Annotated in this window: 19 protein-coding genes; 17 read left to right on the plus strand and 2 right to left on the minus strand. The window is 65.5% G+C overall.

Annotated elements, in window-relative coordinates:
• Positions 1-3 precede the first annotated feature (3 nt).
• Genes nuoF through H7F51_RS12740 form a run of 13 tightly spaced genes read left to right on the plus strand, consistent with a single transcriptional unit; the run spans position 4 to position 14,309 of the window.
• Positions 4-1,290, plus strand: coding sequence for an NADH-quinone oxidoreductase subunit NuoF (gene nuoF / locus H7F51_RS12680; RefSeq protein WP_185664678.1), 1,287 nt, complete (start codon positions 4-6; stop codon positions 1,288-1,290).
• A complete protein-coding gene (gene nuoG / locus H7F51_RS12685; RefSeq protein ID WP_185664679.1) occupies positions 1,290-3,314 on the plus strand; it encodes an NADH-quinone oxidoreductase subunit NuoG in 2,025 nt (674 codons plus the stop codon). The genes nuoF and nuoG overlap by 1 nt, the downstream gene beginning before the upstream one ends.
• Positions 3,311-4,354, plus strand: a complete 1,044-nt coding sequence (nuoH, locus tag H7F51_RS12690; RefSeq protein ID WP_185664680.1) for an NADH-quinone oxidoreductase subunit NuoH — start codon at positions 3,311-3,313, stop codon at positions 4,352-4,354. Before nuoG ends, nuoH begins: the two co-directional genes overlap by 4 nt.
• The gene (gene nuoI / locus H7F51_RS12695; protein ID WP_185664681.1) at positions 4,351-4,836 is read left to right on the plus strand and encodes an NADH-quinone oxidoreductase subunit NuoI; all 486 of its coding nucleotides are present in this window, start codon (positions 4,351-4,353) and stop codon (positions 4,834-4,836) included. Before nuoH ends, nuoI begins: the two co-directional genes overlap by 4 nt.
• A gap of 12 nt (positions 4,837-4,848) precedes the next feature.
• Positions 4,849-5,466, plus strand: coding sequence for an NADH-quinone oxidoreductase subunit J (locus tag H7F51_RS12700; RefSeq protein ID WP_185664682.1), 618 nt, complete (start codon positions 4,849-4,851; stop codon positions 5,464-5,466).
• A complete protein-coding gene (gene nuoK, locus H7F51_RS12705; protein ID WP_185664683.1) occupies positions 5,466-5,771 on the plus strand; it encodes an NADH-quinone oxidoreductase subunit NuoK in 306 nt (101 codons plus the stop codon). Before H7F51_RS12700 ends, nuoK begins: the two co-directional genes overlap by 1 nt.
• A 4-nt stretch (positions 5,772-5,775) precedes the next feature.
• Entirely contained in the window at positions 5,776-7,827 is a 2,052-nt protein-coding gene (nuoL, locus tag H7F51_RS12710) for an NADH-quinone oxidoreductase subunit L (protein ID WP_185664684.1), read from the plus strand.
• A 1-nt stretch (position 7,828) separates the two neighbouring features.
• Positions 7,829-9,370, plus strand: coding sequence for an NADH-quinone oxidoreductase subunit M (locus tag H7F51_RS12715; protein WP_185664685.1), 1,542 nt, complete (start codon positions 7,829-7,831; stop codon positions 9,368-9,370).
• A gap of 11 nt (positions 9,371-9,381) precedes the next feature.
• Positions 9,382-10,845 carry an NADH-quinone oxidoreductase subunit NuoN gene (gene nuoN / locus H7F51_RS12720; RefSeq protein WP_185664764.1) on the plus strand — a complete coding sequence of 488 codons (1,464 nt, stop codon included), beginning with the start codon at positions 9,382-9,384 and terminating at the stop codon, positions 10,843-10,845.
• Positions 10,846-10,876: 31 nt separating this feature from the next.
• Positions 10,877-11,587 (plus strand): biotin--[acetyl-CoA-carboxylase] ligase, encoded by a 711-nt coding sequence (locus H7F51_RS12725; RefSeq protein ID WP_185664686.1) that lies wholly within the window; start codon positions 10,877-10,879, stop codon positions 11,585-11,587.
• Between the two features lie 20 nt (positions 11,588-11,607).
• On the plus strand, positions 11,608-12,387 hold the full coding sequence (locus H7F51_RS12730) for a type III pantothenate kinase (RefSeq protein ID WP_185664687.1): 780 nt from the start codon (positions 11,608-11,610) through the stop codon (positions 12,385-12,387).
• On the plus strand, positions 12,384-14,018 hold the full coding sequence (locus H7F51_RS12735; RefSeq protein WP_185664688.1) for an MBL fold metallo-hydrolase: 1,635 nt from the start codon (positions 12,384-12,386) through the stop codon (positions 14,016-14,018). Before H7F51_RS12730 ends, H7F51_RS12735 begins: the two co-directional genes overlap by 4 nt.
• 9 nt (positions 14,019-14,027) lie before the next feature.
• Positions 14,028-14,309, plus strand: a complete 282-nt coding sequence (locus H7F51_RS12740) for a DUF1467 family protein (RefSeq protein ID WP_185664689.1) — start codon at positions 14,028-14,030, stop codon at positions 14,307-14,309.
• Positions 14,310-14,355: 46 nt separating this feature from the next.
• Here the strand turns inward: H7F51_RS12740 and H7F51_RS12745 are convergent, their stop codons facing one another.
• Entirely contained in the window at positions 14,356-16,947 is a 2,592-nt protein-coding gene (locus H7F51_RS12745; protein ID WP_185664690.1) for an ATPase, read from the minus strand.
• 71 nt (positions 16,948-17,018) lie between these two features.
• On the opposite strand from H7F51_RS12745, the gene H7F51_RS12750 reads away from it, so the two are divergent.
• The 4 genes from H7F51_RS12750 to H7F51_RS12765 all read left to right on the plus strand — a co-directional run bounded on the left by H7F51_RS12750 (position 17,019) and on the right by H7F51_RS12765 (position 20,956).
• Positions 17,019-17,324, plus strand: coding sequence for an Hpt domain-containing protein (locus H7F51_RS12750; protein ID WP_185664691.1), 306 nt, complete (start codon positions 17,019-17,021; stop codon positions 17,322-17,324).
• Between the two features lie 96 nt (positions 17,325-17,420).
• The gene (locus H7F51_RS12755; RefSeq protein WP_185664692.1) at positions 17,421-18,614 is read left to right on the plus strand and encodes a hypothetical protein; all 1,194 of its coding nucleotides are present in this window, start codon (positions 17,421-17,423) and stop codon (positions 18,612-18,614) included.
• 24 nt (positions 18,615-18,638) lie between these two features.
• Positions 18,639-19,556 (plus strand): hypothetical protein, encoded by a 918-nt coding sequence (locus H7F51_RS12760; RefSeq protein ID WP_185664693.1) that lies wholly within the window; start codon positions 18,639-18,641, stop codon positions 19,554-19,556.
• Complete coding sequence (locus tag H7F51_RS12765; protein WP_185664694.1) at positions 19,553-20,956, plus strand: sensor histidine kinase; 1,404 nt, start codon at positions 19,553-19,555, stop codon at positions 20,954-20,956. Before H7F51_RS12760 ends, H7F51_RS12765 begins: the two co-directional genes overlap by 4 nt.
• An 82-nt stretch (positions 20,957-21,038) precedes the next feature.
• On the opposite strand, the gene H7F51_RS12770 is transcribed toward H7F51_RS12765, so the two are convergent.
• Positions 21,039-22,319, minus strand: coding sequence for a citrate synthase (locus tag H7F51_RS12770; RefSeq protein ID WP_185664695.1), 1,281 nt, complete (start codon positions 22,317-22,319; stop codon positions 21,039-21,041).
• Positions 22,320-22,321: the final 2 nt, after the last annotated feature.

A 22,321-nucleotide genomic window follows, 5' to 3' on the forward strand; every position in this document is an offset into this window, starting at 1 on the left:
GTCATGGCCCTTGCAGACAAGGACCGCATCTTCACCAACCTCTACGGCTATCAGCCGTGGAACCTGCCTGCTGCACAGGCGCGGGGTGACTGGGACAATACCAAGGCCCTGCTCGAACGCGGTCAGGACGCGATCATTGACGAGATCAAGGCCTCGGGCCTGCGTGGCCGTGGCGGCGCCGGTTTCCCGACCGGCCTGAAGTGGTCGTTCATGCCCAAGGAAAGCAAGGACGGCCGTCCGAGCTTCCTCGTCATCAACGCCGACGAATCCGAGCCCGGTTCCTGCAAGGACCGCGAGATCATCCGCCACGATCCGCACAAGCTGCTCGAAGGGGCGCTGGTTGCAGGGTTCGCGATGCGCGCGCGCGCGGCCTACATCTACATTCGCGGCGAATATATCCGCGAGGCCGAGACCCTGTTTGCGGCGCGCGATGAAGCCTATGCGGCCGGCCTGCTCGGCAAGAATGCCTGCGGTTCGGGCTACGACTTCGACGTCTTCGTCCATCGCGGCGCGGGCGCCTACATCTGCGGTGAAGAGACCGCGATGATCGAATCGATCGAGGGCAAGAAGGGCCAGCCCCGCCTCAAGCCGCCGTTCCCGGCCGGCGCTGGCCTTTATGGCTGCCCGACCACGGTCAACAACGTGGAATCGATCGCCGTCGCTCCCACCATCATGCGGCGCGGCGCCGCGTGGTTCTCCTCCTTCGGGCGCGAGAACAACAAGGGCACCAAGCTCTTCCAGATCTCCGGGCATGTGAACAAGCCCTGCGTGGTCGAGGAGGAGATGTCGATCCCGTTCAGCGAGCTGATCGAGAAGCACTGCGGAGGCATTCGCGGCGGCAAGGACAACCTGCTTGCCGTGATCCCGGGCGGCTCGTCTGTCCCGCTGGTTCCGGCCGACCAGATCTGGGACGCGCCGATGGACTTCGACGGCCTGCGCGCCGTCGGCTCGGGCCTCGGCACGGCAGCGGTCATCGTCATGGACAAGTCGACCGACATCGTCCGCGCGATTTCCCGTCTGTCCTACTTCTACAAGCACGAGTCCTGCGGCCAGTGCACGCCCTGCCGCGAAGGCACGGGCTGGATGTGGCGCGTCATGGAGCGCCTGCGCACCGGCGACGCCGAGCTTGAAGAGATCGACATGCTGTTCCAGGTGACCAAGCAGGTCGAAGGCCACACCATCTGCGCCCTTGGCGATGCGGCCGCTTGGCCGATCCAGGGTCTGATCCGCCATTTCCGCCCCGAAATCGAACGTCGCATCGCTGCGAACGTTCGGGAGGCCGCTGAGTAATGCCTAAGCTAACCGTCGACGGCGTCGAGCTCGAAGTTCCGCAGGGCGCCACCGTCCTGCAGGCCTGCGAGCTGGCCGGCAAGGAAATCCCCCGTTTCTGCTATCATGAGCGGCTGTCCATCGCGGGCAACTGCCGGATGTGTCTGGTCGAGGTGAAGCCCGGACCGCCCAAGCCGCAGGCTTCGTGCGCGCTGCCGGCCGCCGAGGGGCAGGAAATCCGCACGGATTCCGAGATGGTCAAGAAGGCGCGGGAAGGGGTGATGGAGTTTCTCCTCATCAACCACCCGCTTGATTGCCCGATTTGCGATCAGGGCGGCGAATGCGATCTTCAGGACCAGTCGGTGGCCTATGGCCGCGGTTCCTCGCGCTTCCACGAACCCAAGCGGGCCGTGACTGAAAAGTACATGGGGCCGCTGATCAAGACCACGATGACGCGGTGCATCCAGTGCACCCGCTGCGTGCGCTTCAGCGAGGAAGTGGCAGGGGTGGATGAAATCGGCGCGCTCTATCGCGGCGAGAACATGCAGATCACGACCTACCTCGAAAAGGCCGCCAAGCACGAGCTGTCGGCCAACGTGATCGACCTCTGCCCGGTCGGCGCGCTCACCAGCGGGCCCTATGCTTTCGAAGCCCGCCCGTGGGAGCTCAAGAAGACCCTCTCGATCGACGTTTCGGATGCGATCGGCGCCAATATCCGGCTCGACAGCCGGGGCCGCGAAGTCCTGCGCATCCTGCCGCGCATCAACGACGACGTGAACGAGGAGTGGATCTCCGACAAGGCGCGCTTTGAGGTCGACGGCCTCACCCGCCGCCGCCTCGACCGGCCGTGGCTGCGCAAGAACGGCAAGCTCGTCGCCGCCACCTGGGACGAGGCTTTCGCCGCCGTCGCCAAGGTCAAGCCCGGCAGCAGTGTTGCCGCGATCGCCGGTGACCTTGTCGATTGCGAGACCATGTTTGCCGCCAAGGCGCTGGTTTCCGCGCTCGGCTCGACCTTGCTCGAAGGTCGCCAGACCGGCCTCGCCTATCGGGCCGACAATCTTGCAGCGGTGAATTTCAACACCACCCTCTCGGGCATTGAACAGGCCGACGCGATCCTGATCGTCGGCAGCAACGTCCGCTGGGAAGCCCCGCTGCTCAATTCCCGTCTGCGCAAGGCGGTAAAGCGCGGCGCCAAGGTCTTCGTGGTCGGGCCGGAATACGACCTGACCTACAAGGCCGCGTTCCTCGGTGCTGACCTGTCGGTGCTGGGTAATCTTCCGGCCAGCGTCAGCGATGCCTTCAGCGCAGCCAAGCGACCGGCGATCATCGTCGGCGGCGCGGCGCTGGGCAAGAGCGCGCTTGATGCGACGCTCGCTTTCGCCGAGCAGTTCAACCTCGTTCGCACGCTGGAAGACGGCACGGTCTGGAACGGCTTCAACGCCCTCCACATGGCGGCCTCGCGCATGGGCGGGCTGATGCTCGGCTATGCCCAGAAGGGCGGCATTACCGATATTGTCACGGCCAAGCCCAAGCTGCTTCTTTCGCTCGGCGCGGACGAAGTGGACTACGCCCAGTTTGCGGATTCGATCATCGTCTACATCGGCCATCATGGCGACAAGGGCGCCCACGCCGCAGACGTGATCCTGCCGGCAGCGGCTTTCACCGAAAAGGCCGGAACCTTCGTCAACACCGAAGGCCGGGTCCAGTTCGCCGATAAGGCCGTCTTCGCGCCGGGTGACGCACGGGAAGACTGGACGATCCTGCGCGCGCTGGCCGATGCACTCGGCGTTTCGGTCGGCTTCGACAGCTTCGACGAACTGCGCGACGCAATGGTCGCCGCGGTTCCGGCGCTCGGCGCCGAGGGCTTGGCCGACTATGGCGCTCTCCCCAAGGCTCCCAAGGGAGCCAAGGCCGAGGGCGTGATCACGGGCTATCCGATCAAGGACTTCTACCTCACCAACCCGATCGCGCGGGCCTCGGAAACGATGGCGCGCTGCTCGTCCGAGCTGATCCACGGTGATGCTATCGCGGAGGCCGCGGAATGACCGCCTTCTTCGGACAGTGGCTGACTTACGACTGGGCATGGGCCCTGGCGACGATCTGCGGCATCCTGCTGATCGCCCTGCCGCTCATGCTCGGCGTCGCCATGATCATCTATGTCGACCGCAAGATCTGGGCGGCCATGGCCCTGCGCAAGGGCCCGAACGTCGTCGGCCCCTTCGGCCTGCTCCAGTCCTTCGCCGACGGCGCCAAGGTCTTCCTGCAGGAAACCATCATCCCGAGCGCCGCGAACAAGGGCCTGTTCCTGATCGCGCCGATCATCACCTTCACGGTCGCCCTGCTGGCCTGGGCGGTGATCCCGTTCAACTCGGGCGCGATCCTGGCCAACATCAACGTCGGCCTGCTCTACGTCCTCGCGATCTCCTCGCTCGGCGTTTACGGCACGGTGATCGCGGGCTGGTCGTCGAACTCGAAGTATCCGTTCTTCTCGGCCATGCGCGCGAGCGCCCAGATGATCTCCTATGAAGTGTCGATCGGCTTCATCCTGATCTGCGTGGTGCTGTGGGCCGGCACGTTCAACATGAACGGCATCGTCCTTGCGCAGAAGGGCCACGTCTTCGGCCTGCTCAACGGCTTCGTGTTCAACCCGCTGCTGTTCCCGATGTGGGTGATGTTCCTCATCTCCGGCATGGCCGAAACCCAGCGCGCGCCGTTCGACCTGACCGAGGCCGAAAGCGAGCTCGTGGCCGGCTACCAAACCGAGTATTCCTCGATGAGCTTCGCGCTCTACTGGCTCGGTGAATATGCCAACGTCCTGCTGATGTGTGCACTCAACGCCACCCTGTTCTGGGGCGGCTACCTGCCGCCGCTGGACTGGGCGCCGCTCTACCTGATCCCGGGCTTCATCTGGTTGCTGCTCAAGATCTTCTTCTTCTTCTTCATCTTCAGCTGGGTGAAGGCCACCGTACCGCGGTATCGCTATGACCAGCTGATGCGGCTGGGCTGGAAAGTATTCCTCCCCATCTCGCTGCTGTGGGTTTTCCTCGTCAGCGGCTACCTCATGCTTACCGGACACTTCGCATGACCGTCGGACAGCTCATCAAGAGCTTCACCCTCTGGGAGTTCGTGAAGGCGCACTGGCTGACCTTGAAGTATTTCTTCAAGCCCAAGGCGACGATCAACTACCCGTTCGAGAAGAACCCGCTCTCGCCCCGCTTCCGCGGTGAGCATGCCCTGCGCCGCTATCCCAGCGGCGAGGAGCGCTGCATTGCCTGCAAGCTGTGCGAAGCGGTCTGCCCGGCGCAAGCGATCACGATCGAGGCCGAACCGCGGGAAGACGGCTCGCGCCGCACGACGCGCTACGACATCGACATGACCAAGTGCATCTACTGCGGCTTCTGCCAGGAAGCTTGCCCGGTCGACGCCGTGGTCGAGGGTCCGAACTTCGAATTCGCCGCCGAAACGCGCGAGGAGCTCCTTTACGACAAGGCCAAGCTGCTCGCGAACGGGGACAAGTGGGAGCGGGCAATCGCCGCGAACCTTGAAGCCGATGCGCCGTATCGCTAGGGGCCCCCGCTCATGATTCAGGTCATCGCCTTCTATCTGTTCGCCGCGCTTGCGATCCTCGCCGGCGCCCTGACGATCCTTTCCCGCAACCCGGTCCATTCGGTTCTGTGGCTGATCGTCGCCTTCTTCAACGCGGCGGGGCTCATGGTCCTGTGCGGCGCCGAATTCATCGCGATGCTGCTCGTCATCGTCTATGTCGGCGCGGTCGCGGTGCTGTTCCTGTTCGTGGTCATGATGCTGGACATCGACTTTGCCGAACTGCGCGCCGGCTTTATCCGCAATTTCCCGCTCGGGATGCTGCTCGCCGTCGTCCTGTTCGTCGAACTGTTCGTGGGCTTGATCGCCCGCGGCGCCGGCAAGCTGACGCTCGGCAAGCCCGATGGCAGCGCCGCGCCGCTGGCCCATGCCAGCAACATCGAGGCGATCGGCACGCTGCTCTACACGCGCTACCTGTTCCTGTTTGAAGCAGCCGGCATCATCCTGCTGGTGGCAATGATCGGGGCCATCGTCCTCACGCACCGCCAGCGCTCCGACGTGCGCGGGCAGAACGTCTCGAAGCAGGTCGCGCGCCGGCCGGAAGAGGCCACGCGCAACGTCTCGCCGGAAGTTGGCAAGGGGGTCAGCCTCTAATGATCGGCATCGAACACTATGTCGTCGTCAGCTCGATCCTGTTCGTGCTCGGCGTGCTCGGCATCTTCCTCAACCGCAAGAACGTCATCGTCATTCTCATGGCGATCGAACTGATCCTGCTTGCGGTGAACATCAATCTGGTCGCCTTCTCGAGCTTCCTCGGGGACTTGACCGGGCAGATCTTCGCCATGTTCGTCCTGACCGTCGCCGCGGGTGAAGCCGCAGTGGGTCTCGCGATCCTGGTGATCTACTTCCGAGGTCGCGGCACCATCGCGGTCGACGACGTGAACCGGATGAAGGGGTAAGTCCGTGCATTCGATCCTCTTCATCGTTTTCCTGCCGCTGCTGGCAGCCATTGTTGCCGGGCTCGGCAACAAGGCGCTCGGCAATGTCCCGGCCAAGGTGATCACTACCGGCGCGCTGTTCATTTCCTGCGCACTGTCGTGGCCGATCTTCCTGTCGTTCGTGGCGGGCTCTGCCGAGGCGAGCGTGACGCCGGTCCTCAAGTGGGTCCAGTCGGGTTCCATGAGCTTCGACTGGGCGCTGCGCGTCGACACGCTGACGGCCGTCATGCTGGTGGTGATCACCAGCGTTTCAGCGCTCGTCCACCTCTATTCGTGGGGATACATGGACGAAGAGCCGGATCAGCCGCGCTTCTTCGCCTATCTCTCGCTGTTCACCTTCGCCATGCTCATGCTGGTGACGGCCGATAACCTTGTCCAGATGTTCTTCGGCTGGGAAGGGGTGGGCCTTGCGTCCTACCTCCTGATCGGGTTCTGGTTCCGCAAGCCTTCGGCCTGCTCCGCCGCAATCAAGGCCTTCGTGGTCAACCGCGTCGGCGACCTTGGCTTCATGCTCGGCATCTTCGGAACCTGGCTGGTTTTCCAGACCACTTCGATCCCTGAGATCCTGCACGCCGCCCCGTCGATGGCCGGCTCGACCATCGGCTTCCTTGGCCACCGTTTCGATACGATGACAGTCCTGTGCGTCCTGTTGTTCATCGGCGCCATGGGCAAGTCGGCCCAGCTCGGCCTGCACACCTGGTTGCCTGACGCGATGGAAGGTCCGACCCCGGTTTCGGCGCTGATCCACGCCGCGACAATGGTCACGGCCGGCGTCTTCATGGTCTGCCGTCTCTCGCCGATGTTTGTCGTCAGCCCGACCGCGATGGGCGTCGTCACCTTCGTCGGCGCGGCCACCTGCTTCTTCGCCGCCACCGTCGGCACGACCCAGTGGGACATCAAGCGGGTCATCGCCTATTCAACCTGCTCGCAGCTTGGTTACATGTTCTTCGCCGCCGGTTCCGGCGCGTTCGGCGCGGCCATGTTCCACCTGTTCACGCACGCCTTCTTCAAGGCGCTGCTGTTCCTCGGTGCGGGCTCGGTGATCCACGCGATGCACCACGAGCAGGACATGCGCTACTACGGCGCCCTGCGGAAGGAGATCCCCTGGACCTTCTGGGCGATGATGGCGGGAACGCTTGCCATCACCGGCGTCGGCATCGTCGACGTGATCGGCTTCGCCGGTTTCTACTCGAAGGACTCGATCCTGGAGGCGGCGTACGCCTCGGGCAGCGAGGTCGGCAGCTTCGCCTTCTGGTGCGGCATCACCGCGGCACTGATGACCAGCTTCTATTCGTGGCGCCTGGTCTTCCTGACCTTCTACGGTGCGCCGCGCTGGGCCGCGTCGGAGCATATCCAGCACGCCGTCCACGGCGAGCATGAGGACGCGGATGCCGAGGACGGTCACGACCACGATCACTCGCACGAGCTGCTTGACCCGCACCACGGCGAAGGCACGGCGGGCTACCATCCGCACGAAAGCCCGCTGGTCATGCTGGTGCCGTTGATCGTCCTGTCGCTCGGCGCAATCTTTGCCGGTTTCCTTTTCACCCATTCGTTCATCAGCGAAGGTGAGGGCGAGTTCTGGAAGGGCGCGCTGGTGTTCAACGAACACCTGCTCCACGCGATGCACGGTGTGCCGGGCTGGGTGAAGTGGGCGCCGTTCACGGTGATGGCCGTCGGCTTCGGCACCGCCTGGTATGCCTATCTCAAGAACCCCCGGTTCCCGGCGGCTTTCGTCGAGCAGTTCGGCGTCGTCCACCGGTTCGTGTTCAACAAGTGGTATTTCGACGAGCTCTACAACTTCCTGTTTGTCCGTCCGGCCTTCTGGCTCGGCAAGGTGTTCTGGAAGCAGGGCGACGTCGGGATCATCGACCGTTTCGGCCCGAATGGCGCCGCCTGGGTGGTGGCGCAGGGTTCGCGCGTCGCCCAAAAGGTGCAGTCGGGATATCTCTATAGCTATGCGCTGGTCATGCTCATCGGCCTTGTGGTCGGGATCAGCTGGGTGATGGTGCGCTGACATGACGGGTTTCCCCATCCTCTCGCTGATGCTGCTCGTTCCGCTGGCTGGCGCTATCGCCTGCCTCGTGTCGGGCAATCAGTCAGCTCGCCAGATCGCCCTGGTCGTAACCTTGGTTGATCTCGTCCTCGGTATCCTGCTGTGGCTGAACTTCGATCTCTCGGCCGGCCATCCGCAGTGGCAGTTCGTCGAACACGTGCCGCTCTTCGCCGGCTTCTCCTGGGCCCTCGGGATCGACGGCATCGCCCTGATGCTGATCATGCTGTCGGTCTTCCTGATGCCGATCTGCATCGGCGCCAGCTGGGAATCGATCACCAAGCGGCAGGGCGAATATTACGCCGCATTCCTGCTGATGGAGACGCTGATGATCGGCGTCTTCACGGCACAGGACCTCTACCTGTTCTACATCATGTTCGAAGCCGGCCTGATCCCGATGTACCTGATCATCGGCATCTGGGGCGGTGCGGACCGGATCTACGCCAGCTACAAGTTCTTCCTCTACACGCTGCTCGGCTCGGTCCTGATGCTGATCGCGATGCTGTGGATGGTGCACGAAGCCGGGACGACCGACATCCCGACGCTGATGGCCTATAACTTCAGCGCCAAGGCCCAGACCTGGCTGTTCCTTGCCTTCTTCGCCTCCTTCGCGGTGAAGATGCCGATGTGGCCGGTCCACACCTGGTTGCCTGACGCACACGTGCAGGCGCCGACGGCCGGCTCGGTGATCCTCGCTGGCGTGCTCCTCAAGATGGGCGGCTACGGCTTCATCCGCTTCTCACTGCCGATGTTCCCGGAAGCCTCGGCCCAGTTCGCCTGGCTGGTCTTTGCCCTGTCGATGATCGCAGTCGTCGTCACCTCGCTGATCGCGCTGGTCCAGCACGACATGAAGAAGCTGATCGCCTATTCGTCGGTCGCGCACATGGCGATCGTCACGATCGGTCTTTTCGCCTTCAACGTGCAAGGCCTCGAAGGCTCGATGATCGTCATGCTCAGCCACGGCCTCGTCTCGGGCGCGCTGTTCCTCTGTGTCGGCATCATCTACGACCGTCTGCACACCCGCGAGATCGATCGTTACGGCGGCCTGTCGATCAACATGCCGAAGTATGCGCTGTTCTTCCTGTTGTTCACCATGGCGTCGATCGGCCTTCCCGGGACCAGCGGCTTCGTCGGCGAATTCCTGTCGCTCGGCGGGATCTACCAGGTCTCGAGCTGGGTCGCGCTGGTTTGCACCACCGGCATCATCCTCGGCGCCGCCTATATGCTCTACCTCTATCGCCGCGTGGCATTCGGGGACCAGAAGCATGCCGATGCCGCCGCGATGACCGACCTGACCTTCCGCGAACTGGCGATGGTCATTCCTCTCGGCCTCGCGGTCCTGTGGATGGGCGTCTATCCCGAGAGCTTCCTGGCCCCGATGCGGGCTGACATCGCCGCGCTGGACGCGCGCGTCGCCCGGGCCAAGCCTGCAGGTGATGCGAAGGTCACGGCCGGTCAACCCGGTGCCCATGCACAGATGAGCGAACACGAAGAGGGGGCGCACTGATGGCTCCGGCCATGGATTTCTCGCAGTCGCTGCGCCTGATCGCGCCGGAAGAACTGCTGAGCATCGCGGGATTGGTCCTGCTGCTCGTCGCCGGCTGGGCCGGGGACAAGGCTTCGCGCGCTATTTCGATCGCCGCGGTGGCCGTGCTGGTCGGCGCCATGGCGCTGGTCGCCCCGGCGCTGTGCAATGGTGCAATGGGCCCGGAGACAAGCGCTTTCGGCAGTCAGTTCCGAGCTGACGCCTTCGCATCCTTCGCCAAGCTGCTGATCTACGGGTCCGCGGCCGTTGGTCTGATCGTAGCCCCCTCGTTCTTCGAGAAGTTCCGCGCGATGCGGGCCGAATATCCCGTGCTGATCCTTTTCGCGGCCATCGGCACCGGGATGATGGTCTCGGCGACCGACTTCCTGACGCTCTACATTGGCCTCGAGATGAACTCGCTGGCCAGCTACGTCCTCGCCGCCTTCCTGCGCGCTGACGACCGCTCGGCCGAAGCCGGCCTCAAGTATTTCGTGCTTGGCGCCCTCGCCAGCGGCATCCTGTTGTTCGGCGTCAGCCTGACCTATGGCTTCACCGGCAGCACCGGCTTCGAGGGCGTGCGCGCCGCGATGGCAGGCGGCCTGACCACCGGCATGATCTTCGGAATTGTCTTCGTCCTCGCCGGCATTGCCTTCAAGATCGCCGCCGTGCCGTTCCACATGTGGACTCCCGACGTCTACGAAGGCGCCCCCACGCCGGTCACCCTGTTCTTCGCCACGGCCCCCAAGGTCGGCGCCATGGGCATGCTGATGCGCGTCGCGCTCGAAGCCTTCGGCGGACAGGCCGGCGCCTGGCAGCAGATCGTGATCTTCGCCGCCATCGCCTCGATCGTGATCGGTGCGCTCGGCGCGATCGGTCAGCAGAACATCAAGCGCCTGCTTGCCTATTCATCGATCAACAATGTCGGCTTCATCCTCATCGGCCTCGCCGTCGCCACCCCGCAGGGTGCCTCGGCCATGCTCACCTACCTCGCGATCTACGTCGCGATGACCGTCGCGAGCTTCGTCGTCGTGCTCCTGCTCAAGGACGAGGACGGCAACTCGGTCGAGAGCTTTGCCGACATTTCCGGCCTTTCGCGCACGCGCCCGTGGCTGGCTCTGGCCATGGCCTCCGTCATGTTCAGCCTTGCCGGCATCCCGCCGCTGTTCGGGTTCTGGGGCAAGTTCGTGGTCTTCCAGGCCGCTGTTGCCGCTGGCTTCGTCCCGCTCGCCGCGATCGGTATCGCCGCCTCGGTGATCGGCGCCTTCTACTACCTCAAGGTGGTCAAGGTGATGTATTTCGACGAACCGGCCGGCAAGGTCGTCGGCAAGGGTGAGGTTGCTCATGCCGCGCTGCTCGTGGTCACCGGCCTGTTCCTCTCGCCGCTCGGCTACCTGCTCACCAAGTGGCTTGGTGCGATGACCGACACCGCGGCCGCCGCCCTGTTCCACGTCGCCTGACCGGGCGGCGTGGGCCGAACCGGCACCCCGCGTGATTGAATTCATCGCTGAAACCGGCTCGACCAATGCCGATCTCGCCGCGCGCATCGAACGCGGCGAGCAACTGGCGGAGGGCCACTGGCTGGTCGCCGATCGCCAGACGGCGGGCAGGGGCCGTCAAGGCCGCGCCTGGTTTGATGGTTCCGGCAATTTCATGGGGTCAACCTGGGTCGCGGCCAGCCTCGGCGATCCCCCGCTGCCCAGCTTGGCGCTTGTCGCGGGTCTCGCGCTCCACGCCGCGAGCAGCGAATGGCTCGATCCGGTCCACATCGCGTTTCTCAAATGGCCCAACGATCTGATGATCGGCGGCGCCAAGCTCGCCGGGATCCTGCTTGAACGGGCAGGGGGCGGGGTAGTCGTCGGCATCGGCGTCAACCTTGCCGTCGCTCCGGCGATTGATGCCCGGGAGACTGCGGCACTGGCCGATTACGGGGCGGAGCCTGAACGGGATCACTTCGCGCACACCCTGGCCGTGGCATTCGGCCGCGAACTGGCACTTTGGCGGAGCGAAGGCCTCGCGCCGCTGATCGCCCGCTGGCTTGCCGCGGCGCACCCGCCGGGCACGCATCTCGCCGTCGGCGAACCGGGCGAAATCCCGATTCGCGGCACATTTGCCGGGCTTGATCCGCAAGGGGCCTTGATCCTGGACCTTGCAGACGGCACGAGGCAGACCATTCACGCCGGCGAAGTCCGCCTCGCCTGAGCCTATCGGGAACCGCTGCGATGCTGCTCGCTATCGACCTCGGCAATACCAATGTCGTCTTCGCCCTGTTCGAGGGGCGGCAGGTCCGTGCGCGCTGGCGCATCGCCACTGATCCCCGCCGCACCGGCGACGAATACGCCGTCTGGCTTTCGCAGCTTCTCGCGCTCGAAGGAGTGGAGCGATCCGCGATCGACGGGATCATCGTGTCCACCGTCGTCCCGCGCGCGCTGCACAACATCCAGGTGCTCGCGCGCAAATATTTCGGGCTGGAGCCCCTGATCGCAGGGGAAGGCGCCGCTGAATACCCGATGCAGATCGACGTCGAGCAGCCCCGCTCGCTGGGGGCAGACCGGGCCGTCAATGCCATTGCCGCCCATGCCCGCTACCCCGGCGACCTGATCATCGTCGATTTCGGCACGGCAACGACGTTTGACGCGGTTGATTTCAACGGCGCCTACAAGGGCGGGATCATTGCCCCGGGCCTCAACCTGTCGCTCGACGCGCTGGTCGGCAACACGGCCAAGCTGCCCCGTATCGCAATCGAGGCCCCGCGGACCGAGAGCGTGATCGGCACCAATACCGAAGACCAGATGCTGATCGGAGTGTTCTGGGGCTATGTCGCCATGATGGAAGGATTGATCGCGCGCATGAAGACGGAAATCGGCCGCCCGGCCAAAGTCATTGCCACCGGCGGGCTCGCCGTGCTGTTCCAGCAGCACACCCGGATCTTCGATGCCGTCGATGCCGATCTCACTCTCGATGGCCTGGCCATTCTCGCGGAAAGGGCTCGCAGCCAGTGACACCCGGCAAGGAACTCCTGTTCTGCGCGCTCGGCGGTTCGGGCGAGATCGGCATGAACGTCAACCTTTACGGATGTGACGGCAAGTGGCTGATGGTCGATCTCGGCATGACCTTCAGCGGCAATGAATATCCCGGCGTCGACCTCGTCTTTGCCGATCTCGAATTCATCGAGCGCGAGCGCGAGAACCTGATCGGCATCGTGCTGACCCATGCGCATGAGGATCACATCGGCGCGGTTCCCTATTTCGCCGAGGAACTCGGCGTGCCGCTCTATGCCACCCCGTTCACGGCGCGGCTCGTGCGGGCCAAGCTGGAAGAGGCCGGCAACGCCGACCGCGTCGAACTCAATGTGATCGACCATCTCGATCGCTTCGCCCTCGGCCCGTTCGGCGTGCGCTATGTCCCGCTCGCCCACTCCATCGCCGAGGGCAACGCCCTGCTGATCGACACGCCTTATGGCTCGATCTTCCACACCGGGGATTGGAAACTCGACGACGAACCACGGATCGGGCAGCCGGCCACTTCGGCCGAACTGACGGCGATCGGCGACGAGGGTGTGCTGGCACTGGTCTGCGATTCGACCAATGTGTTCAATCCGGAACCGTCCGGCTCGGAAGGGGAGGTCTATCGCGGCCTCCTGGCCGAAGTGGCCAAGCATCGCGGCAAGCGCGTGCTGGTGACCACCTTCGCCTCCAATGTCGCCCGGCTCAAAACCCTCGCCGAAGTGGCTGAGACAACCGGCCGCCAGCTTTGTGTCGCGGGTCGCTCGCTCGACCGGATCATCACCGCCGCGCAGTCGAGCGGTTACCTGAAGGACTTTCCGGCCACCATCGATCCGGAAGCAGCCATGAACCTGCCGCGCGGCGAAGTCCTGATCGTCGCCACCGGCGGGCAGGGGGAGCCGCGCGCCGCGCTGGCCCGCATCACCGAGGGGCACCATGACATCGAGCTGGAACGGGGTGACGTCGTCCTGTTCTCCAGCCGCCAGATTCCCGGCAACGAGATCCCGATCGGCAAGATCCAGAACAAGCTCGCCGGTGACGGCATAACGATCATCACCGACCGGCAGAGCCCGATCCACGTTTCCGGCCACCCGGGCCGGCCCGAATTGCTCGCGCTGTATGGATGGATCCGCCCGCAGATCCTCGTCCCCGTCCACGGCGAGATGCGCCACATGTCGGAACAGGCGCGGCTCGGCAAGCAGGCCGGGATTCCGGCGCAGGTCGTGCAGAAGAACGGCGATCTCGTCCGCCTTGCCCCCGGCAAGGCCGGAAAGTTCGGTGAAGTCCGCGCCGGCCGGCTGATCCTTGATGGCGACATCATCGCCCCGGCCGACGGACTGGGCATCGTCATGCGCCGCCGTCTGGCATTCAACGGGGTGGTCATCGTTGCGATCGACCACAAGGGCCACTGCGAAGTGGCCGGAATGGGTCTTCCGCTCGAAGAGGACTACGAGGCCTTCTGCGAGGAAGCCGCCGCCGATGTGAAGGCCGCGATGGCCAAGCTGAAGGGCCATGCCCGCAAGGATCGAGAGGCCGTGATCGAGGCCGCGCGCCTTGCCGCCCGCCGCGCGGCCACGCGCTGGTCGGGCAAGAAGCCGCAGGTCCAGGTCATGCTGCTTCAGGGCTGAGGAAGCACCATGCGCTGGACCTCGATGATCGCCATCTATGCCCTGTTCTGGGTACTTTCCGCCGTTTTCGTCCTGCCCTTTGGCCTGCGGACACCGGACGAAACCGGCGACTCCGTCACGCCCGGCCACGCGGAAAGCGCCCCGGTCAACTTCAGCGGCAAACGGGTGATCAAGCGCGCGACGGTCCTTGGCCTCGTTCTCTTCGCGCTGTTTTACCTCAACTACGTCAACGGGTGGATCGTCGCCGCAGACCTCGACCTCAGCCGGCTTTATCCGGGCGATCCGAAGTAGGTAACCCGGGGGCTGCCCCCCGGGTTCTCACTACCTCGTCCCCCGATCAGTGCCTCAGGCGTTCGATCGCCTGGGCCAGCACGACATAGAGCTTGCCCATGTCGGACGAGAGCAGGGTCACGCCCAGCGCATGGCCGTCGCGGGTCGAGAGCAGCTGGCGCAGCATTGCCTCGAAATCGTGGATATAGCGGCTGACGTAATCGCGAAACTCGCCGTCTTCCTCGTAGATCCGGGTGATCTCGCGGCCTTCGGAATTGTCGATCAGGCGCACCGCACGCCGGGTGAAGACACCGCGGTCGCCCTTGAGATAGGCGGCCCAGGCCGTGTCGGTCACCTCGGTCGAGAGAGACTTGGCAATATCGATCGCGTTGGAGTTGAGCGATTCGGTGATCAGCGCGACCCGCCGCGCGAAATCATTGTCGACCTGCTCTTCCGCGCGGGCCTTGGCGTGGGCCACCCGGCGTTCGAGGTTCGCGGTCAATTCCGCCACCTTGCCGAGCTGGTCGCGCAGCTGGATCGCAGCTTCGCGGCTGACCCCTGCGGCATGGCCCGCGGCCTGTTCCAGCTGTCCGATCGCCTCGGCCATGCGCATCCGCATCGCCCGGTCGATCGCCGCCGCGCTTTCCTCGCCGAGCCGCTCGGCGACCTGGCTCACGGCGCCGGCACTTTCGTCGCGCAGGTTGGCCACGGCACTGCGCGTGGCCTCGCCCAGTTGCTCGATAGCCGCGGTCAGCGCGTCCTGCGCCTGCCCGGCTGTGGCGAGGCTTTCCTGCTCCAGCGCAGCCAGGCCTTCGCGCAGCGCTCCGAGCTTTTGCCCGTGCCGGTCCGCGCCTTCGCCGAGATTGCCTTGCAGCGCGCCCAGTTCATCGAGGGCCTTGCCGAGCGCAGCCCGCGTGTCAGCGGTCGTGGCGGCAAGAACATCGCCCTGCGCCGAAGCCGCGCGGATCGTCTCTGCCATTGCCGCGACACGCTGTTCCCAATCTTCAAGTCCGGCCTGTCCCTGCGCCAGCGCCGCAGGAAGCTGGTCGCGCGACTGCGCCGTACTGGCCTGGATCAATTCCAGCAGCCGCACGGCGCCGTCGGTCAGGTCCGTAACGGCGGCATGGGTGCCGGCGAGAGCCTCGCGGCTCGCGCCCAGCCGGTCGGTCAGTACGCCCAACCCGTTGCCGAGCGATTCTTCGGCCTGATGCCCGAAGGCAGCGATCGCCGCGATCCGGTCCGACATCGCCTCGATCTGCATGGCGATGGCCTCGCCGGAGGCGGCAAGGGCCTGCTGGCGCTGGTTCTGCTCGGCGCGGCGTTCGTCCAGCTCCTGGTCGATCCGGGCGAACTGCCCCGTCGTATCGGCGAGGCGCTGCTCGGTCTCGGCCAGGAACTGGCGATTGCGTTCAAGCAGGCGTTCGTCGAAGTCGCTCGCCTCTTGCGACAGCGTTGCAATGCGGTTGCGTGCCGCTTCCAGTGCCTGCCGATCAAGCGCATCGAGCCGCTCGAGCACGCCGCGCACTTCTTCCTCCAGTCGGTTCTTTGCGGTGTGCAGCGCCTGCAAGGCGCCCTTTTCTCCATCGCGCAGGGCCCGCGCCAGAGCCGAACCTTCGTCGCGCAGTGCCGAAAGCCGGGCGCGGAGCGAAGTGAGGGATTCAGCCTCGGTCTCGTCAAGGCGCACACGAGTCTGGGCAAATTCTTCGGCCAAGGCCTCAGCCCGGGCCTTGAGCGCGGCGAGCCCGGCAGCTTCGTCATCGGCAAGGCGGGCGCGTAGTTCGCCCGCACGGTGCTCCAGCTCCTCGAGCCTGCCGGAAACGACAGCCTGCAGTTCACCGAGCCGAGCGTGGAAAAGGCCAAGCGCCTCGTCGACCTTGCCATGCAGCGTGCCGACCTGGGCTTCGCCGGCCGCCCCGGCGGAAGCGAGCCGGTCAAACGCCGCGATCAGCTCACCGAGCACGCCTTGCGCCGTGCGCCCGGCATTGCCGATGTTATTGGTCACGTCCTTGGCTGAGCTGGCGATCACCGGCAATTGGCCGCGCAGGCGCTCCATATTATCGAGCGCGGTCGTGGAAACGCTGGCGATCGCTTCGACCTGGGCGCCATTGCTGCGGATCAGTTCCTGTAGGCGGGCAGCATGTTCGGAGATCCGTTCGGCGGAAATACGACCGAGAGCCTCGAGATCACGGGACTGGGCGGCAATGAACTCGCGCGCAAGGCTGAGTTCGCGGTTGACCGTGATGAGCCGTGCCTCGAGCCGAGCGCTTTCAGTGGAAAGCACGAATGCCGCCTCTCCGAACCGCCGCGCCTCGCGCCGCGAAGTGCGCAGGGCGATGAGCCATGCGACGCCGATCAGCAGCACCGGAACGGCCCAGTTGCCGAGCAGCGAAACCCCTTCGCTGGGCGTGGTCCCGGAGGAAATTCGCGTCCACATTGCCCAGAAGAAGTATCCGGTCCACCCTGCCACGGCCGCAAGGCCGAGGGCAGGGACGAGCCAGTTGCGCCGCATGGCCTCGGGCTCCGGCTCATCTTCCAAGATCTTGTCTTCCGGCCAAACCTCTTCGGGCAGCGCATCGGCCGCCTCCAGCGTGAGTTCCCCTGCCGCCAGCGGCTTGTCGCCGCCCGGCCCGAATGCGACGATGCGCGATCCCCCAGACATTTTCGTAAGTTAACACGGTTTGGTCCTCGGGATAAACCCCGGCTTAACCCTCAGGCGATACCGTATGGCGCATGGCTTACGAAGCTGGCGCCCTTGATGAGACCTTGGCAGCGGCGGCGGGCGACGACCCGGCGCTTCTTGCCGAGCTTCGCTGCGCCTTTGCCGAAAGCCTGCAGCGTCAGATCGACCTGCTGGGGCGCGCCCGCTGCGATGGCAACTGGCAGATCGCCGCACAGCGCCTGAAAGGGCTGGCGGCGAGCTTTCACGAAGTCTCGCTGATCGCCCTCGCCGAAGAAGCCCTGGTTGCGGCTCCGGGCGAGCCCGGCGTGGTCCGGCGGCTGCAACTTTTCCACGACGCGCTCGTCTCTGGCGCCTGAACCGGACCGCAGCCGCCTATTGGCAGGTCCGGCAGCTGTCCCTAAGACAATGGCACCCTTTTTCGGAGACTAGCCCTGCGGGTCGCGCTTCTGACCATGATGGAACCGGCCGCCCCCGGTGATCCTGCACCGCGCGCATTCCTGCGCGTCGGCGGGGCCAGCATCGCGCGCCATCAACTGGCGCTGGTATTGGCCGCAGGCTGCGAGCGGGTAATCTGCCTGGCGCGCGGGCTGGGACCGGAGTTGATCGAGCTTCAGCACGAGGCAGAGCGCGCGCGAGCCTCGTTTCACGTCATTGCCGGCGCCCGGGGCCTGTCGGGCCTGATCAGCGCGGCTGACGAAGTACTTGTCGTCGCCGAAGGCCTGCTGCCGACCACAGGCGAGGCGCTGCGGCTGATCGACGGACCGCCGGCCATACTGGTGCAACCATCGGAAACAGGCATTCCGGCCGGATTCGAGCGGATCGACCTCAACCACGCGGATGCGGGGCTCATTCTCATTCCCGGGCGCCTGGTCGATCGGTTGATGGACCTGCCGCCCGATGTCGAACCCGGCTCGGCCTTGCTCAGGATCGCACTTCAGGCCGGCGTGGCCCAGCGGAGTGTGCCTGAGGACATCCGCTCGGCCGGGCGCTGGCTGCTGGTTCGCTCCGAGGCCGAGGCCCATGCCGCCGAGGATGGCTGGATGGAACGGCACACCGCCGCTGCCGCCCGCAGCCCGGGGCCGTGGCTGGTGCGGCTGCTGGTTCGCAAGTTCGGCCCGGCCTTGCTCCACGGCCAGGGCTCGATCCTGATCATTGCCGGCATCGCGGTCACGCTCGTGGCCATGGGAATCGCCGTCACCTGGTTCGGGCTTGGCGCGACCGGGCTGGTCCTGGCCGGGCTTGGTTGGCTCATGGGGCGAAGCTGGGCCATGCTCGGCCAACTCCGGCGCGAGGCCCTGGCCCAAAGCGGTGGACCGGCGTGGCACGGCCCCGCGGCCGATTTTGCCTTCGATGCCGGGATCGTGGCCATGTTGACCATGTTGCTCCCGCAATTCCCCGGCCAGCCCCTGCTTGAACGTGCTTTCGCGCCGGTCATGCTCGTGGGTCTGGTGAGGATACTGTCGCGGGGGTTCTCGCAGAACTGGTCAGCCTGGGCCGATGACCGACTGGTGCTGCTGGTCGTCCTGGCCTGCCTGTTCCTTGGCCAGGTCGGCTGGCCGGGCGTGCCAGCGCTCGCAGCACTGATTTTGCTCGCCGCGCTCATACTTCCGCGCGGCACCGATCAGCCTGGGCTAACACGAGCTTAACCACGCACGTTTATGACAGGGGCCATGAACCTCGAAGGTCGAGATACACCGGTCGTTCCTGCGGCCGAACTGACCGTTCGTGCCGATCTGGCTCGGGCGGGCGGAGTACTGGCAGCCATTCCGCCGGTTCTGGCCCATCTCGTCGCCAACCAGACCCACGCCGTCTTCAGCGAGGAAATCGTGGCCCGCACGCGCGGACAGGTCGAGTCGCTGGCCAGGGCGCTGGTCCGCACCGCCGATGACCTCGCCACGGCGGCCGAGGGCAGGGTGCTCGCCGGGGCTCTGGTCGAGCAACCCGCCCTGCTCGCCCATTGCCATGTGCTCGCCATCGAAGCGCAGTTGGCCGAACGGCTCGCGCGCGATGGCGGGATCGATCCCGTGCTGTCGCCGCTCCTTCAGGAGCAGATCGCCGATCCAGACCCGGAGGCGGCCGGCACAGCCATGAAACTGCTCGCCGCCCAGGCCCGCTTCACCCAGTGCCAGCGGCGAATGGAGTTGCCCGTCGGTGAATTGGCGGCCGACCTGCTGCCTGACGTCCTGCTTGCGTTCAGCCTCGTCGGCGGTCCGACCGCCGATCACGCCGCGCATTGCCTGCGCGATCAATTCGATGAGGGACAGTCTCGCACCGCCTTGCTGGCTCGGGTCGTGCTGGGGCTGGACGAAGGCTTTGGCCCGGCGCTTGATCTCGACCAGGCCGGGCTCGCCCTGTTCCTGACCGCCGTGGCGCTGGCCACCGGCCATGAGCGCGCTGCCGTGGTCCTGGCGACGAGCCAGGGGCAGCAATCGCGCCTCGCCCTGATCCTGCGCCTGGCCGGCCTGTCGTCTGCCGCGATCGAGACCGTGTTGATCCGCCTTCACCCCAGCGCCCCCCTGCCACGCGCTGCCATGAGCCTCGAACGCGACGCGGCCATTGCCCTGCTGGCCGAGGGAGCGCGGCGATGACTGGCACCGTTTCGCAGCCGGGTGCATCGGCGCGCACCGACGGCAACGATCGCCTGATCGCGGCAGACGAACCGCTGCTCGGCCTCCATCTGCAGTGCGGCGGCGAAATGCCCGGCACGCTGGCCATTCCCGCCCTGTTCGAAGCGGTGCGCAAAGCCCGGGCGCTCGGGCTCAAGCTGGCGCGTCCGATCATTGCTCACGGTGCTGCCGAAACCATCACAGCATGGGTCGAGATCGAACCGCTTGGCGAGACTGCCGATGGCGGTGCCGGCGCGCTCATTTCCCTGCGCGGCTGGCAGACCCGCCCCCTGCCGGCCGAGGACGAGCAGGCCGCAAGCCGGCGCCGAATCGCGGTCGAACGCGAAATCGCAGAGTTTTCCGCCCGGCTTGATGCCGCCCAGCAGGTCCTGTTCGCCGAGGCCCTGCCCGGCGAACTGACCGCCCTGAGCGAGGCCATGGCGGTTGGCGTCGGGCGCCCGTGGACCGATTTTCTGACGATCGAAGGCAGCAGCCACCGCCAGCCGCTTCACTGGCGCCTGCTCGACGGGGCGCCGGTGCGTGTGCCCGGGTCCGATCGGCCCTGGCGCGCCACTTTGGTGCCGCAGTTTCGCGGCGGGATCGAGCCGGCCGGGTTCGAACTCTATCTCGCCTCCGATGTGCCGTTCGAGCCCGCTTCACCGGCCGCCGATACCGCCCCCGCCACAGGGATGAAAGCCCGGGTCATCGGCCGCGAAGTAGCTCCGGTCCTGCGCCAGCCGATCGCCCGGATCATCGCCAATGCCGAAACGATACGGGCACGACTGGCCGGTCCCCTCGACGACGAATACAGCGCTTACGCCTCCGACATTGCTGCGGCCGGCCAGCACCTGCTTGCCTTGATCGACGATCTGACCGACCTCGAAGTTGTCGAGGCAGAGGATTTCTCGACCGCGCCTGATCGCATCGACCTTGCCGAAGTCGCCCGCCAGGCGGCGGGCATACTCGGGGTCAAGGCGCGCGAAGCGGAAATCTCGATCGATCCTCCGCGAATGGGTGAGAGCCTGATGGCCGTGGCTGAATTCCGCCGGGTCCTGCAGGTCCTGCTCAATCTCGTGGGCAATGCCCTGCGCTATGCCCCGGGCCAGTCGCAGGTCTGGATTCGCCTCGAGCAGGAGGGGCATCTCGCCCGGGTCATCGTTGCCGACCAAGGGCCGGGGCTCGATCCGGAGCAGCAGCGCAAGGTCTTCGAGAAATTCGAGCGGCTCGGCCGCAGCGGCGATGGCGGCTCGGGCCTTGGACTGTACATTTCACGCAAGCTCGCCCGGGCGATGGGCGGCGAACTGTCGGTCGAAAGCGCCCCGGGGCAGGGGGCCCGCTTCATCCTCAGCGTCCCCGCCGTCGGTTCCGGCGCCGCGGCGTAATCCGCCTCAAAAGGATCGTTTCAACGAAAAACGCCGCCCCCGAATGGGGGCGGCGTCTTCATCCGGCCGTTCGGCCCAGCGTTCAGCGCTGGGCGACCGGCACGTACTCGCGCTGCGTCGGCCCGGTGTAGAGCTGACGCGGACGGCCAATCTTCTGGCCGGGATCGGAGATCATTTCGTTCCACTGCGCAACCCAGCCCACGGTGCGGGCGAGGGCGAACAGCGCGGTGAACATGGTGGTCGGGAAACCGATCGCCGAAAGGATGATGCCCGAATAGAAGTCGACGTTCGGGAACAGCTTCTTTTCCGCGAAGTAGGGATCGCTCAGCGCGATTTCCTCGAGCTGCAGGGCGGTCTCGAACACCGGATCGGTAACCTTGAGCGCCTTGAACACGTCGCGCACGGTCTGCTGCATCACGGTCGCGCGCGGGTCGTAGTTCTTGTAGACGCGGTGACCGAAGCCCATCAGGCGGAACGGATCGTTCTTGTCCTTCGCACGCTCGATGTAGTGCTTGATCCGGTCGGGGGTGCCGATCTCGCGGAGCATGTTGAGCGCCGCCTCATTGGCGCCGCCGTGTGCGGGGCCCCACAGGCAGGCGATGCCGGCCGCGATGCAGGCGAACGGATTGGCGCCCGACGAACCGGCGAGACGCACGGTCGAGGTCGAAGCGTTCTGCTCATGGTCGGCGTGGAGGATGAAGATCCGGTCCAGCGCCTTCTCGACCTCGGGGATCACCTCGTATTCCTCGGCGGGAACGCCGAAGGTCATGCGCAGGAAGTTGCCCGTGTAGGACAGGTCGTTGCGCGGGTACATGAACGGCTGGCCGACGGAATACTTGTAGGCCATCGCCGCGATAGTGGGCATCTTCGCGATCAGCCGGTGGCTGGCGATCTTGCGCTGCATCGGGTCCGAAATATCGGTAGAATCGTGGTAGAACGCCGAGAGCGCGCCGACCACGCCGCACATGATTGCCATCGGGTGCGCGTCACGGCGGAAGCCGCGATAGAACGTGGCAAGCTGCTCGTGCAGCATGGTGTGACGGCTGATCGTATATTCGAACTGGCCCAGTTCGTCCTGGCTCGGCAGTTCGCCGTTGAGCAGGAGGTAGCTGACCTCCATGAAGCTCGAGTGTTCGGCCAGCTGGCCGATCGGATAGCCGCGGTGCAGCAGGATGCCTTCGTCACCATCGATATAGGTCAGGGCGCTTTCGCAGCTCGCCGTAGACGTGAAGCCCGGATCGAACGTGAACAGCCCGGTCTGCCCATAGAGCTTGCGGATGTCGACGACATCCGGCCCGACGGATCCGCTCAGAACCGGATATTCAAAATCCTTGCCTTCCGAGGTCAGCTTAACATTTGCCACCT

Source organism: Novosphingobium flavum (assembly GCF_014230315.1).
GTDB lineage: Bacteria > Pseudomonadota > Alphaproteobacteria > Sphingomonadales > Sphingomonadaceae > Novosphingobium > Novosphingobium flavum.

Excerpts from the sequence above, each read along its gene's own strand:
- nuoF (WP_185664678.1), top strand. The coding sequence starts at position 4 with ATGGCCCTTGCAGACAAGGACCGCATCTTCACCAACCTCTACGGCTAT.
- nuoG (WP_185664679.1), top strand. The coding sequence starts at position 1,290 with ATGCCTAAGCTAACCGTCGACGGCGTCGAGCTCGAAGTTCCGCAGGGC.
- nuoH (WP_185664680.1), top strand. The coding sequence starts at position 3,311 with ATGACCGCCTTCTTCGGACAGTGGCTGACTTACGACTGGGCATGGGCC.
- nuoI (WP_185664681.1), top strand. The coding sequence starts at position 4,351 with ATGACCGTCGGACAGCTCATCAAGAGCTTCACCCTCTGGGAGTTCGTG.
- H7F51_RS12700 (WP_185664682.1), top strand. The coding sequence starts at position 4,849 with ATGATTCAGGTCATCGCCTTCTATCTGTTCGCCGCGCTTGCGATCCTC.
- nuoK (WP_185664683.1), top strand. The coding sequence starts at position 5,466 with ATGATCGGCATCGAACACTATGTCGTCGTCAGCTCGATCCTGTTCGTG.
- H7F51_RS12715 (WP_185664685.1), top strand. The coding sequence starts at position 7,829 with ATGACGGGTTTCCCCATCCTCTCGCTGATGCTGCTCGTTCCGCTGGCT.
- nuoN (WP_185664764.1), top strand. The coding sequence starts at position 9,382 with ATGGATTTCTCGCAGTCGCTGCGCCTGATCGCGCCGGAAGAACTGCTG.
- H7F51_RS12730 (WP_185664687.1), top strand. The coding sequence starts at position 11,608 with ATGCTGCTCGCTATCGACCTCGGCAATACCAATGTCGTCTTCGCCCTG.
- H7F51_RS12740 (WP_185664689.1), top strand. The coding sequence starts at position 14,028 with ATGCGCTGGACCTCGATGATCGCCATCTATGCCCTGTTCTGGGTACTT.
- H7F51_RS12745 (WP_185664690.1), bottom strand. The coding sequence starts at position 16,947 with ATGTCTGGGGGATCGCGCATCGTCGCATTCGGGCCGGGCGGCGACAAG.
- H7F51_RS12750 (WP_185664691.1), top strand. The coding sequence starts at position 17,019 with ATGGCTTACGAAGCTGGCGCCCTTGATGAGACCTTGGCAGCGGCGGCG.
- H7F51_RS12755 (WP_185664692.1), top strand. The coding sequence starts at position 17,421 with ATGATGGAACCGGCCGCCCCCGGTGATCCTGCACCGCGCGCATTCCTG.
- H7F51_RS12760 (WP_185664693.1), top strand. The coding sequence starts at position 18,639 with ATGAACCTCGAAGGTCGAGATACACCGGTCGTTCCTGCGGCCGAACTG.
- H7F51_RS12765 (WP_185664694.1), top strand. The coding sequence starts at position 19,553 with ATGACTGGCACCGTTTCGCAGCCGGGTGCATCGGCGCGCACCGACGGC.